The sequence below is a fragment of the Minwuia sp. genome (assembly GCF_048263705.1).
Classification (GTDB): Bacteria; Pseudomonadota; Alphaproteobacteria; order Minwuiales; family Minwuiaceae; genus Minwuia.
The window spans coordinates 178472-190794 of record NZ_JBLXDV010000006.1; the positions used below are offsets into that span (position 1 = coordinate 178472).

13 protein-coding genes are annotated in these 12323 nt (G+C 63.4%); 6 read left to right on the top strand and 7 right to left on the bottom strand.

Annotated elements, in window-relative coordinates:
* Genes ACN0X7_RS10875 through ACN0X7_RS10885 form a run of 3 tightly spaced genes read left to right on the top strand, consistent with a single transcriptional unit; the run spans nt 1 to nt 1842 of the window.
* Nucleotides 1-600 carry an MlaC/ttg2D family ABC transporter substrate-binding protein gene (locus ACN0X7_RS10875; RefSeq protein WP_417517050.1) on the top strand — a complete coding sequence of 200 codons (600 nt, stop codon included), beginning with the start codon at nt 1-3 and terminating at the stop codon, nt 598-600.
* Nucleotides 600-1367, top strand: coding sequence for an SIR2 family NAD-dependent protein deacylase (locus ACN0X7_RS10880; RefSeq protein ID WP_417517052.1), 768 nt, complete (start codon nt 600-602; stop codon nt 1365-1367). Before ACN0X7_RS10875 ends, ACN0X7_RS10880 begins: the two co-directional genes overlap by 1 nt.
* 7 nt (nt 1368-1374) lie before the next feature.
* Complete coding sequence (locus ACN0X7_RS10885; protein ID WP_417517054.1) at nt 1375-1842, top strand: GNAT family acetyltransferase; 468 nt, start codon at nt 1375-1377, stop codon at nt 1840-1842.
* Here the strand turns inward: ACN0X7_RS10885 and phoB are convergent.
* The 7 genes from phoB to ACN0X7_RS10920 form a co-directional block, all read right to left on the bottom strand.
* The gene (gene phoB / locus ACN0X7_RS10890; RefSeq protein WP_417517056.1) at nt 1802-2494 is read right to left on the bottom strand and encodes a phosphate regulon transcriptional regulator PhoB; all 693 of its coding nucleotides are present in this window, start codon (nt 2492-2494) and stop codon (nt 1802-1804) included. The two genes, ACN0X7_RS10885 and phoB, sit on opposite strands and share 41 nt — an antisense overlap.
* Nucleotides 2494-3240 (bottom strand): phosphate signaling complex protein PhoU, encoded by a 747-nt coding sequence (gene phoU, locus ACN0X7_RS10895; protein ID WP_417517058.1) that lies wholly within the window; start codon nt 3238-3240, stop codon nt 2494-2496. The genes phoB and phoU overlap by 1 nt, the downstream gene beginning before the upstream one ends.
* A gap of 35 nt (nt 3241-3275) precedes the next feature.
* The gene (gene pstB, locus ACN0X7_RS10900; protein ID WP_417517060.1) at nt 3276-4073 is read right to left on the bottom strand and encodes a phosphate ABC transporter ATP-binding protein PstB; all 798 of its coding nucleotides are present in this window, start codon (nt 4071-4073) and stop codon (nt 3276-3278) included.
* 12 nt (nt 4074-4085) lie between these two features.
* Nucleotides 4086-5399, bottom strand: a complete 1314-nt coding sequence (gene pstA, locus ACN0X7_RS10905; protein WP_417517062.1) for a phosphate ABC transporter permease PstA — start codon at nt 5397-5399, stop codon at nt 4086-4088.
* 1 nt (nt 5400) lies between these two features.
* The gene (gene pstC / locus ACN0X7_RS10910; RefSeq protein WP_417517064.1) at nt 5401-6777 is read right to left on the bottom strand and encodes a phosphate ABC transporter permease subunit PstC; all 1377 of its coding nucleotides are present in this window, start codon (nt 6775-6777) and stop codon (nt 5401-5403) included.
* Between the two features lie 130 nt (nt 6778-6907).
* Nucleotides 6908-7936, bottom strand: coding sequence for a PstS family phosphate ABC transporter substrate-binding protein (locus ACN0X7_RS10915; RefSeq protein ID WP_417517066.1), 1029 nt, complete (start codon nt 7934-7936; stop codon nt 6908-6910).
* A gap of 104 nt (nt 7937-8040) precedes the next feature.
* Entirely contained in the window at nt 8041-9348 is a 1308-nt protein-coding gene (locus tag ACN0X7_RS10920) for an ATP-binding protein (RefSeq protein ID WP_417517068.1), read from the bottom strand.
* Nucleotides 9349-9482: 134 nt separating this feature from the next.
* On the opposite strand from ACN0X7_RS10920, the gene ACN0X7_RS10925 reads away from it, so the two are divergent.
* The 3 genes from ACN0X7_RS10925 to ACN0X7_RS10935 are packed head-to-tail and all read left to right on the top strand — an operon-like array spanning nt 9483 to nt 12294.
* Complete coding sequence (locus ACN0X7_RS10925) at nt 9483-10289, top strand: enoyl-CoA hydratase/isomerase family protein (RefSeq protein ID WP_417517070.1); 807 nt, start codon at nt 9483-9485, stop codon at nt 10287-10289.
* A gap of 2 nt (nt 10290-10291) precedes the next feature.
* Nucleotides 10292-11458 carry an iron-containing alcohol dehydrogenase gene (locus ACN0X7_RS10930; protein ID WP_417517072.1) on the top strand — a complete coding sequence of 389 codons (1167 nt, stop codon included), beginning with the start codon at nt 10292-10294 and terminating at the stop codon, nt 11456-11458.
* Nucleotides 11452-12294, top strand: a complete 843-nt coding sequence (locus ACN0X7_RS10935) for a class I SAM-dependent methyltransferase (protein WP_417517074.1) — start codon at nt 11452-11454, stop codon at nt 12292-12294. The genes ACN0X7_RS10930 and ACN0X7_RS10935 overlap by 7 nt, the downstream gene beginning before the upstream one ends.
* Nucleotides 12295-12323: the final 29 nt, after the last annotated feature.

Genomic DNA, 12323 nt, shown 5'->3' on the forward strand with positions numbered 1-12323 from the left:
ATGACGTATTTTGTTTCCAGGCACATTCTGGCCCCGATGGCCATTGTTCTTGGTCTGGTTGCCTCGGCACTGGCTGCGGAAGATCCGAAACAGATGATCGAGCGGCTGGGCGGCGAGGCGATCGGTATCGCCGCCGACAGTGACGCCGAGCTTGCCGAGAAACAGGAGAAGTTCGAGCGGCTGTTCCAGGAAGGCTTCGATGTGCCACTGGTCGCCCGTATCGTGCTCGGTCGCTACTGGCGCGTCGCAACCCCGGCGCAGCAGGAGGAATATTCCTCGCTGTTCCACCGCTACATCGTGGCGACCTACGCATCGCGGCTGAACGCCTACTCCGGGCAGACCTTCGAAATCACCGGCGACCAGCGCCTGAACGATCAGGAAGTGATGGTCAAATCCGTCATCAAGGAACCGGGCGGGCCCAGCCTGAAGGTTGACTGGCGCGTGCTGGAACGCAACGGCGAGAACCGCATCGTGGACGTCATCGTCGAGGGTGTCAGCATGGTCATCACGCACCGGTCCGAATTTGCCTCGGTGATCGGGCAGACCGGCAATGTCGAGAGCCTGCTGGAACGTCTGAGGGCCCAGGCCGGTCAGGGCTGATGGCTGACGGACTGCCCGATCAGCAAGCGGTCGGCGAACTGCGCGCCCTGATCGAGGCGGCCCGGCGTATCGTCTTCTTCACCGGTGCCGGCATTTCCACGGAATCGGGCATTCCGGATTTCCGGTCGCCAGGCGGCCTCTGGACCAAATACCAGCCCATCGACTTCCGCGACTTCATGCGATCCGAGGACATGCGCCGCGAGTCCTGGCGGCGCAAGTTCGCCATGGAAGGCACCTTCGCCGCGGCCGAACCCAATCGCGGACACCGCGCCGTGGAGAAGCTGATCCGCGACGGCAAGGGCCGTGCGGTCATCACCCAGAACGTCGACGGCCTGCACCAGGCCTCCGGGGTTCCCGACGACAAGGTGATCGAACTGCACGGCAACTCGACCTATGCCAAGTGCCTCGACTGCGGGACACGCAAGGAACTGGATGCGATCCGCGAGGATTTCGAGACCCGGGACCTGCTGCCGACCTGCATCTACTGCGGCGGCATCGTCAAGACGGCGACCATTTCCTTCGGCCAGAGCATGCCTGTCGATGAAATGCGGCGGGCCGAGGAAGCCACCCTTCAGGCCGACCTGTTCATCGTGCTTGGCTCGTCGCTGGTGGTCTATCCGGCGGCAGGTTTTCCACGGATTGCCAAGGAAAACGGTGCCGACCTCGTGATCCTGAACCGGGACCCGACGGATCAGGATGCCTTCGCCGATCTGGTGCTCAACATGGAAATCGGTCCCGTTCTCGGCGACGCCGTCGGCGTCAACTGAACCGGCGATGGAGATCGTCGAATACCGGGACATCCACCAGACACGGCTGATCGAGCTCTGGCGGGCCTGCGACCTCACCCGTCCCTGGAACCCGCCGGAAGCGGACATCGAACGCGCCATCGCCAACCCGTCGTCGACCATTCTTCTGGCCGTCGAGGATGAGCAGGTGACCGGATCGGTGGTGTGCGGCTACGACGGCCACCGTGGATGGGTCTACTACCTGGCCACCGATCCGGCCCGACGCGGCAGCGGCACCGGGCGCAGACTGATGCGGGAAGCCGAAAACTGGCTTCGCGACAAGGGGTGTCCGAAGATCGAACTGATGGTGCGCGATACCAACGAGGCTGCGCTGGGCTTCTACGACAGCCTCGGCTATGAACATCAGCCGGTCGTCGTCCGGGCGAAGTGGCTGATCGAACCCGAGGGTGGCAGCCCTACGGCGACGGTGCCTCGAAGGCGTAACCCGCCGACCTGACCGTGCGGATGATGTCCGGCGCATCGCCGTCGTTCATCGCCTTGCGCAAACGCCGGATGTGAACATCTACAGTCCGCTCCTCGACTTCGGCATCCCGCCCCCAGACCGCATCCAGAAGCTGTCCCCGCGACTGAACCCGGCCGGCGTGCTCCATGAAATGCTGCAACAGGCGGAACTCGGTGGGCCCCAGATGCACTTCCTCGCCATTGCGGGTGACCTTGTGGGTGCCCAGATCGAGCTCGATCGCCCCCCGCACGATGCGCTGCTCGGCCAGGATCGGACGGGTGCGCCGCAGAACCGCCCTGAGCCGCGCCATCAGTTCGTTCACCGAGAACGGCTTCGGCACATAATCGTCGGCCCCGGCGTCCAGTCCCCTGATCCGGTCATCTTCCGCGCCGCGCGCCGTCAGCATCACCACGGGCAGATTCCGGAAATCCGTCTTGCGTCGGATCTGGCGGCAGATTTCGATACCCGACAAGTTCGGCAGCATCCAATCGAGCAGCAGCAGGTCGGGCAGTTCCTCGTCCAGCCGCGCCATCACCTCACTGCCGTCCATCACCGCGTCGACACGGAATCCCTCGGCTTCGAGATTGTAGGAAAGCAGTTCGACCAGGCTGTGCTCATCCTCTGCGATCAGGACGAAGGGCTGCATCATATTCCTCCACCATCCACCGTCTCGCCCTCGGCGTCCGTGATGCTGGTGACATCCTTCTTGGGGCGTTCATCCTCGATCTGGGATCCCTTGGCCGTGAAATAGATGCGCTCGGCAATGTTAGTGGCCAGATCGCCCATGCGCTCGACGTTCTTCGCGACGAACAGCAGGTGCGTCGCCGCGGTTATGTTGCGCGGATCTTCCATCATGTAGGTCAGCAGTTCGCGAAACAGGCTGTTGTAGAGCTCGTCAACCTCCTGATCGGCCTCCCAGACGTCGCGCGCGCGCTCGGGATCAAGGGCGACATAGGCGGCCAGAACCTCGCTCAACATCTTCTGCACCAGCACCGTGATCCGCGGGACCGAACGGATCGAACTGATGGGCGGCGACTGGTTGATCACCAGCGTCCGCTTGGCGATGTTCTTGGCATAGTCGCCGACACGCTCCAGGTCGCCGGCGATCTTGATGGCCGAGACGATCACACGCAGATCGCTGCCCATCGGTTGCCGCCGGGCCAGGATCAGCACCGACATGTCGTTGATTTCCTCTTCCAGTTCGTCGATCCGCCGGTCCTGACGGATCACCGATTCCGCGACATCGCTGTCACGCTTGGCGATGGCGCGCACCGCGTCGTCGATCTGCGCCTCGACCAGCCCGCCCAGCTCCAGGATCCGGCTGTTGAGTTGCGCCAGTTCCTCCTCGTAGGCGGAAACCGTGTGGCGTGTGATGTTTTCCTGACTGGCCATGATCGGGCTCCTTCTCATGTGACCGTGCGAACGGATCAGCCGAACCTGCCTGTGATGTAATCCTCGGTACGCTTGTCGGTCGGTGACGTGAATATCGCGTCCGTGGTCCCGTATTCGACCAGATTGCCGAGGTGGAAGAAGGCGGTTTTCTGGGAAACGCGGGCCGCCTGCTGCATCGAGTGCGTCACGATGACGATCGTGTAGTTCTGGCGCAGATCGTCGATCAGTTCCTCGATCCGGGCGGTCGCGATGGGGTCCAGCGCCGAGCAGGGTTCGTCCATCAGGATCAGTTCCGGCCGCACGGCGATGGCGCGGGCGATGCACAGCCGCTGCTGCTGACCGCCGGACAGTCCGGTGCCGGGTTCAGCCAGACGGTCGGCCACCTCGTTCCACAGACCCGCGCGCTTCAGCGAGTCTTCGACAAGGTCCTGAAGCTCGGTCTTGTTGCGGGCGATGCCGTGGATCTTCGGGCCGTAGGCGACATTGTCGAAGATCGACTTCGGAAACGGGTTCGGCTTCTGGAAGACCATGCCGATCCGCGCGCGCAACTGCACCACATCGACATCGCGATGGTAGATATCCTGGCCGTCCAGTTCGATCGAGCCCTCGACGCGGCATCCCTCAATCACGTCGTTCATCCGGTTGATACAGCGCAGAAACGTCGACTTGCCGCAGCCGGAAGGTCCGATCAGCGCCGTGACCTCGTTCTGGACGATATCCAGATCAACATCGAACAGCGCCTGCTTCACGCCATAGAAGACGTTGACGTCGCGCGCGACGATGGCCAGCGCGGCATCTTCGGGGGCCGGTATCGCTTCCTGGGCCTGTGACATGCGAAGGGTCTCCTACCAGCGTTTTTCGAACCGCTTGCGCAGCATCACCGCGCTGAGGTTCATGAGGACAAGGAAGATAAGCAGCACGATGATGCCCGCAGACGTGCGTTCCACAAAGGCGCGCTCGGGGCTGTCGGCCCAGATGTAGATCTGCACCGGCAGCACCGTTGACGGGTCAAAGGGTGACGACGGCAGATCGACGATGAACGCGACCATGCCGATCATGATCAGCGGCGCAGTCTCTCCAAGGGCCTGTGCCATGCCGATGATCGACCCGGTCAGCATGCCCGGCATGGCGAGCGGCAACACATGGTGCGTCACGGTCTGCAGACGGCTGGCACCCACGCCCAGCGCCGCCTCCCGGATGGACGGAGGAACCGATTTCAGTGCGGCACGGCTGGCGATGATGATGGTGGGCAGGGTCATCAGCGCCAGCACCACGCCGCCGGCGATGGGTGCGGATCGGGGCAGCCCGAAGACCTGCAGGAAAACCGCGAGGCCGAGCAGCCCGAAGATGATCGATGGGACCGCCGCCAGATTGTTGATGTTGACCTCGATCAGATCGGTCCAGCGGTTCTTGGGCGCGAATTCTTCCAGATAGACCGCGGTCGTCACGCCCAGCGGAAACGCCAGGACCAGCGTCACCATCAGCGTGAAGAACGATCCCAATGCCGCGCCCCAGATGCCCGCCATTTCCGGCTCCCGGCTGTCGCCCGCGGTGAAGAAACGCGTGTTGAAATGCGTCTCGATGCTCTCCGAAGCCTCCAGATCCTCGATCCAGGTCAGCTGGTTGTTCTTCACGATCCGCTGTTCCTCGGGGACGTCGCGGTCGATGGCACCCTTGATCAGCTGGTCGACATCGTCGCTCGCGGTCAGCCAGACATCGACGGTACGTCCCACCAGCGACGGATCTTCCATGACCATGTCGCGCAGTTCGAACGACGCGCCCTGGCTGATCAGATCATAGAGCGCGCGTTTTTCCTTGCGGTTGGTGACCTCGGGAAAGCGGTCCCGCAGCGCCTGCTTGATGATGCCGTTGTAATCCGTGCCGCGCAGTTCGTCTTCGGTCAGATTGCCGGAGGGCGAGACCTTCTCGACCGGCAGCGGGATCGTGAGGTTGATCTTGGTCTGCAGCACCGCGCTCCAGCCCTGTGCGACCACCGAAACGATCAGCACGATCAGGAACATCAGCGCCACCGCGATGGCGGCCCTGCCGTACCAGATGAAACGGCGCTCGGCTGCATAGCGCCTGGCCAGACCGGACCGGACCAGTTCGGCGGTGTTCTGGCGCTCGATGCCTTCGGCGTTGGGGGTCTGCGCGGTCATGTCAGTCATACTTCTCTCGGTATTTCCGAACGATCCTGAGCGCGATGACGTTCAGGGCCAGAGTGACGAAGAACAGCATCAGGCCCAGCGCGAATGCGGCGAGGGTCTTGGGGCTGTCGAACTCGGAATCGCCCGTGAGCAGCGTGACGATCTGGACCGTGACCGTGGTGACCGCCTCGAATGGGTTGACCGTCAGCTTGGCGCTCAGGCCGGCCGCCATCACCACGATCATGGTTTCGCCGATCGCCCGGGATGCCGCCAGCAGAAGCGCCCCGACGATGCCGGGCAGCGCCGCTGGCACGATGACGTTGCGGATCGTCTCGGAGCGGGTGGCACCCAGCCCGTACGATCCTTCCCGCAGCGACCGCGGCACGGCCGTGATCACATCGTCCGACAGCGAACTGACGAACGGAATGATCATGACGCCCATGACCAGGCCTGCCGCCAGCGCGCTTTCGGAATCGATGCCGATGCCCAGGGTGGCACCCCCGTCCCGCAGCATCGGCGCCACGATCAGGGCGGCGAAGAAGCCATAGACCACGGTCGGAACGCCGGCCAGAATCTCCAGTGCGGGCTTGATGAAACCGCGCATGCGGGGCGATGCGTATTCGGCCATGTAGATCGCCGACATCAGCCCGACCGGCGCGGCAATGATGAGGGCGATGACACTGATCAGCAGCGTGCCGGCAAATACCGGGATCGCACCGAAAGACCCGGTCTGTCCCACCTGATCGGCGCGGATCGCGGTCTGGGGGCTCCACTGCAGACCGAACAGGAATTCGTAGAAGGGCACCTTCTGGAAGAACGCGATCGATTCGTAGAACAGCGACAGCACGATGCCGACCGTGGTGAAGATCGCGATGGTGGACGAAACGATCAGCAGGCCCATGACGAAGCGCTCAACGCGGTTGCGGGCGCGCATGGACGGCGTGATTTTCAGGCGGGCCACCGCAAAGCCGAGGATGGCAGCGGCGGTCAGCGATACGATCATCAGGATCCGGGATGCTGTCAGCCATCCGGCGTAACTGTCGGAGATGCGCCGGACATCGGGATCGTCTGGATTGACCGCGCGATCGCCCACGGCCAGGTTGTGGACGTCGCTGATCAGCGACTGCATGCCCAGATCCGCCATCGACTGCCGGGCCTCGGGCAGGGAAGCGACGATCATGCCCTCAAGCACGACCGGCTGCAGTACCGCCCAGACCACCAGCACGACCAGCGCCGGAACGATGGTCCAGATGACGGCATAGGCGCCGTAGTGACCGGGCAGGGAGTGAAGCTGCTGTTGTCCGCCGACCGCCAGCGCGCGGCTGCGCCCGGCCCGATAGGAGAAAGCCCAGAAAAGGGCCAGCGCGGCGAACGCGATCCAGTAGATCATATCGGGTCCCAGGCGTGATTGCGGCCCGTTCGGTCAGGCCCTGCAGGTGGAAGTCGTCTTGCGTCGAAAATGGTTCGACAGAGATCGGGCTGACCCCGTGGCCAGCCCGAAACCTGTATCAGCGTCCGTCCTACATGGACAGATTGACGTTGTTGGTCGCCTTGTTCCGCCATTCCTCGCGCTCGGCGTCGGTCATCGGAATCAGACCCTTGTCGGCAAGATAGCCCTCCGGACCGAAGGCCGCCTCGCTGGTGAACTCGGTGACGAATTCCTTCACGCCCGGCACGACGCCGATGTGGGCCTGCTTGACGTAGAAGAACAGCGCACGGCTGATCGGATAGGAGCCGTCGGCGATCAGTTCAAACTCGGGCGGCGTGCCGTCAACGGTCGAGCCCTGAACCTTGTCACCGTTCTGGTCCAGGAAGGAGAAGCCGAAGATGCCCAGGGCATCCGGGTTGGCAACCAGTTTCTGGACGATCAGGTTGTCGTTCTCACCGGCATCAACAAAGGCACCATCTTCGCGGATCGCGTGGCAGCGCGCCTTGTAGGTGCTCTTGTCGGACTTCTTCAGCGCCTTGACCCAGTCGAAGGTCTTGCAGCCGCCTTCCATCGCCAGTTCGACGAACGCATCGCGCGTGCCGGATGTCGGCGGCGGGCCCAGAACCTCGATCTGCGTGTCCGGCAGGGCCGGGTTCACATCCTTCCAGGTCTTGTTCGGGTTCGGCATCCACTTGCCTTCGCCGTTCGGAATGTCGGCGGCCAGCGCCAGATAGATGTCCTTCAGCGACAGGTCGTACTGCGTGGCACCCTTGGCGTTCGCCAGCACAATGCCGTCATAGCCGACCTTCACTTCGGTGATGTCGGTGACGCCGTTGCCGGCGCACAGTTCGACCTCGGACGACTTGATACGACGCGAGGCGTTGGTGATGTCGGGATGGTCGGTACCGACGCCCGAGCAGAACAGCTTCATGCCGCCGCCGGAACCGGTCGATTCGACGACCGGCGTCTTGAACCCGGTCTTCTGGCCGAAGGTCTCGGCGACCGCAGTGGAGAACGGAAAGACCGTCGAGGAACCGACAATCTGGATCTGGTCCCGCGCTTCGGCGGCACCTGCGAAAACGACAGCCGCACTGGCTGCGATGACGATTTTCTTGAGCACTGTAATCCTCCTGGAGTGCGAAAAGCCCGTGTGGACTACCGATTCCTTATGACAGCAATATTACAGTTTGCTGCATTGCAGCGAAGAGCTTCAGATTCAGTCGGTTAGCCGGGTGCGAGGGGCAGTTCGACCGTGAAGCGGGACCCCTTCCCTTCATCGGATTCGATTCTCAGACGGCCCCGATGGCGGCTGACCACGTGCTTGACGATGGCCAGCCCCAGACCGGTCCCGCCTGCGGCCCGGCTGCGCCCCTTGTCGACCCGGTAGAAGCGCTCGGTCAGCCGTGGAATATGCTCACGCGGAATGCCGGCCCCGCGATCCTGCACGGTCACGTGAACGGTATCGTCAACAAACCTTCCGAACACCGAGACCGCTGTGCCGGCCTCACCATATTTGACGGCATTGTCGATCAGGTTCTGGAACAGGCGGCTGAGTTCAAGGGAATCGCCCGCGACCTCGCAGGGCGACGGCATATCGACCGTGATCGTCATGTCCCGTTCCCCGGCGATCAGACGACTGGATTCCACGATGCCGCCAATCACCTCGTTCAGTTCGGCAATGCCTTCCGGCGGCCGGTGTTCATTCATCTCTATCCGGCTGAGCGACAACAGATCGTCGACGATCCGCGCCATCCGCTTCGCCTGTTCGTCCAGGATCACCATGAAGCGTTTCTGCGCGTCCGGATCATTGCGCGCCGCGCCGTTCAGCGTTTCGACGATGCTGAGTACCGACGCCAGCGGCGTGCGGAGTTCGTGGCTGACGTCGGCGACGAAATCCGACCGGACTTCGCGCATGCGCTCGGAATCGGTCATGTCGTCCAGCATGACGATGAAACTGCGCGTCCCGTCCCCCGGATCGGGCAGGCTTTCGATTCGCGCCCGCAGCAGGCGGCTGACCGGCTGCTGTCGCCTGAACTCGACGGTTTCACTGCTTCCGCTGCGGATCACCCGATCGATGGCGGCGAGAATTTCCGGATTGCGGATCGCGGTTGCGAAGTCCTTTCCCGGCGACACCGGCCCCAGAAGATCGCGCGCCGGCAGGTTGAGGAAACGGATGCGCCGCTGGTCATCGAACAGCAGGACCGGCAACTGAAGACCGTCGAGCACCGTCCGCAGCGCCGCATCATCGGCTGCCGCCCGTGCGTTGGCCGTGTCGCGCACGGCGGCGACCGTACCGGAATGCGCCCGCCATTGTGCAGCCAGCAGGCTGCGGATCACGAAGGCCGACAGGGCGGCCAGTCCGGCGAAGCACAACAGCGCGGTCCGGGGCGATACATCCGTGTTGGCTGCGAAGCCGCCGAAGATGGCCGCGCAGGGAACGACGAAAAGTGACCAGCAGGTCAGAAAACGAGCCGGGAACGGCAGCAGCGGTGCGTGCTCTCCGGCAGGATTCTTTCGGGAGATATCGCTCATTCACTCCGTCCCTCGATCGGATCTGTCTGCGCCTGCACAGGCGTGCCGAAAAATCATCCGGCGGATTCGGGTGCGTCTACGCGCAACATGTTTCACAATGATGCCAGATTCTGACCGCAACCGGGGAAAAGCGGATGAAACAACTGAAAACCGAGCGTCACGGACCGATCCTTCTGGTCAAGTTCGACAACCCGCCCAAGGGCTATATGACCGACGACACGCTGGCCGATCTCGACGAACTGTGTGTCGAGATTGACCGGGATCCCGATATCCGGGCTGCCGTCTACACCGGCGCCGATCCGGAAACCTTCATCTATCACTTCGATACGGATGTGCTTTCCGGCATGGCCGATGCCGTGCGCAGGAAGAACCTGAGCTTCAGTGCAGACCGGATCCTGCCCGAGCGCAACATCGACATCGTGTTCAACCGGATCGCCAACAGCCCGAAGCCGCACATCGCCGCGATCAACGGCAACTGCATGGGCGGCGGGCTGGAATTCGCGCTGGCCTGCGACATGCGGTTCGCGAAGGCCGGCGACTACCGCATGGGCCAGATCGAGATCGCCCTGGGCATCCTGCCGGGTGCGGGCGGCGTGGTTCGGACAGCAAAGATGATCGGTGCATCGCGGGCCATGGAACTCTGCCTGCTGGGCGAAGCGTTCGGCCCGGCGCAGGCGAAGGAACTGGGCCTCGTCAATGACGTGATCGACGGCGATGTCGTCGCGCACGCAATGGACGTGGCAGAGCGGATTGCCGCCCACGCGCCGCTGGCCGTCCAGCACATCAAACGCATCGCACGCGCTGCGAACGAGCCCGGCGACGCCGATGCGCTCGGACTGGAACGCACGCTGTTCCTCGACCTGCTGGTCCAGGACGAGGCTGTCGAGAACCTGGCCGCCTACAATGCAGGCACGCTGAAGCTGAAGGACCGGAAGGGCTGATCGTGGAGGCATACAGTCACGAGTTCCTGGCGCAGGACCGGGTCATCTGGGGCCGTCCAGCCGCCGAGGCGATCTCTGACGAGGCGGAGAAGCGGGGTGCACGCAAGGTCTTCATCGTCTCCTCGAAGACCCTCAGCCGCAAGACCGACGTGGTCACGAGGATCAAGACGGCGCTGGGCGACCGGTTCGCGGGCCTGTTCGACGATGTGGCCGAGCATACGCCGCGCGCATCGGTGATCGCCGCCCTGACGGCGGTGCGCAAGGCCGAACCGGACATGATCGTGTCGGTTGGCGGAGGCACCCCCATCGACGCGGTGAAGGTGCTGCTGGTCTGCTGGGCCATGGGTGTCGAAACGGCAGACGACATGGACCGCTGCCACATGCGCGTGCTGGAAGACGGCAGCCGCTTCATTCCCGACGTCGGTGCGCCGCCTGCGGTCCATGTGTCCGTGCCGACAACCCTGTCGGGCGCAGAGTTCAGCAACCTGGGCGGCAGCACCGACCCGAAGCGCAAGATCAAGGACGGCTACACCGCACGCGGCATCAATCCGGCGACGGTCATACTCGACCCGGAAACGACGTTGCACACCCCCGACTGGCTCTGGCTTTCCACAGGCATCCGTGGCGTGGACCACGCTGCGGAAGGCATCTGCGCCATTCAGAGTTCGCCGATGGTCGATGGCTGCAGCCTTCAGGCGCTGCGCCTGTTCTGCGAGGCCCTGCCCGCTACCAAGCGCCAGCCTTCGGATCTGGGCGCGCGGCTGGCCTGCCAGCAGGCGGCGTGGCTTGCGGGATCGAACATTCTGCGCGTGCAGTTCGGGGCGAGCCACGGCATCGGACACAGCCTCGGCGCGGTCACGGGCATGAGCCACGGCCACACGTCCTGCGTGATGCTGGCGCCCGTCATGAAATACAACCGCAGCCACACCGAGGCCCGTCAGGCCTGGATCGCCGAAGCCATGGGCCGCGATGATGGGGACGCGTCAGCAGCGATCGGCGATCTGGTCCGGTCGCTGAACATGCCTGACAGCCTGAGTTCGATGGACGTCCGCACCGACCAGATCGACGATATCGTTGCCGGCGCGATGCAGAACATCTGGGTCCGCACAAACCCCCGCCCGATCGACAAACCCGCTCAGATCAGGGAAATTCTGGAGATGGCGTGGTGAATTCTGCCGAGAACGTCGATCTGTATGACCGGCATCCGATCAACGCCGCCCAGATCCTGGATGCGGTGGCTGCCGCGGGAAAGAACCCCGACAATCTGAAGCCCGCCGATCTGCGGCCTCACGATCAGGATCATTATGGCGGCGAGGCTGTCGTGCATGCACTGGCGCAGGCTGCCGGCATCGGGCCGGGCGATGTCATCGCGGACATATGCGCGGGCATGTCCGGCCCTGCCCGGCTGATCGCCGAGACCTATGAGGGATCGCGGGTCATCGCGCTGGACTTCAATTTCGGCCGTTGTCAGGGGGCGGCGAAGCTGAACGCTCTGGTCGGCATGGCCGAACGGGTGAAGGTCCTGCGCTGCGACGTTCAGTCGATCCCCCTGGCGACGTCCTGCATCGATGCCGCCGTGAGTCAGGAAGCCTTGCTGCATGTCCCCGACAAGACCGCTGTGCTGAAAGAAGCATTCCGGATCCTGAAACCCGGTGGACGGTTTGCCTTCACCGACCTGGTTGCCCGAGACGGGTTGACCGATGCGGATCGGGACCGGCTGGCCAATGACGGCATGCAGATGGTCACGCTGAACAGCGTTCAGGACTATCTGCATGCCGCAGAAACCAGCGGTTTCGATATCGTCAGCATCGACGACCTGTCGCACGACTGGATCGGCATCCTGACCGAGCGCCTGGAGATGTACCGGCAGATGCGCGCCACGACCGAGAAGACGTTCGGCGAAGAGGCACACACGCAGTACATCGGACCCTACGATTTCTTCGTGGGTCTGGTGCAGCGCGGGCATCTGGGCGGACTGAGGCTGGCCCTGCGCAAACCGGGCTGATAAGTCAACAATACTGACCTTTTATTGAC

What these genes read in the sequence shown, in the direction of transcription:
- ACN0X7_RS10875 (WP_417517050.1), top strand. Translation starts at nt 1, where the DNA reads ATGACGTATTTTGTTTCCAGGCACATTCTGGCCCCGATGGCCATTGTT.
- ACN0X7_RS10880 (WP_417517052.1), top strand. Translation starts at nt 600, where the DNA reads ATGGCTGACGGACTGCCCGATCAGCAAGCGGTCGGCGAACTGCGCGCC.
- ACN0X7_RS10885 (WP_417517054.1), top strand. Translation starts at nt 1,375, where the DNA reads ATGGAGATCGTCGAATACCGGGACATCCACCAGACACGGCTGATCGAG.
- phoB (WP_417517056.1), bottom strand. Translation starts at nt 2,494, where the DNA reads ATGCAGCCCTTCGTCCTGATCGCAGAGGATGAGCACAGCCTGGTCGAA.
- phoU (WP_417517058.1), bottom strand. Translation starts at nt 3,240, where the DNA reads ATGGCCAGTCAGGAAAACATCACACGCCACACGGTTTCCGCCTACGAG.
- pstB (WP_417517060.1), bottom strand. Translation starts at nt 4,073, where the DNA reads ATGTCACAGGCCCAGGAAGCGATACCGGCCCCCGAAGATGCCGCGCTG.
- pstA (WP_417517062.1), bottom strand. Translation starts at nt 5,399, where the DNA reads ATGACCGCGCAGACCCCCAACGCCGAAGGCATCGAGCGCCAGAACACC.
- pstC (WP_417517064.1), bottom strand. Translation starts at nt 6,777, where the DNA reads ATGATCTACTGGATCGCGTTCGCCGCGCTGGCCCTTTTCTGGGCTTTC.
- ACN0X7_RS10920 (WP_417517068.1), bottom strand. Translation starts at nt 9,348, where the DNA reads ATGAGCGATATCTCCCGAAAGAATCCTGCCGGAGAGCACGCACCGCTG.
- ACN0X7_RS10925 (WP_417517070.1), top strand. Translation starts at nt 9,483, where the DNA reads ATGAAACAACTGAAAACCGAGCGTCACGGACCGATCCTTCTGGTCAAG.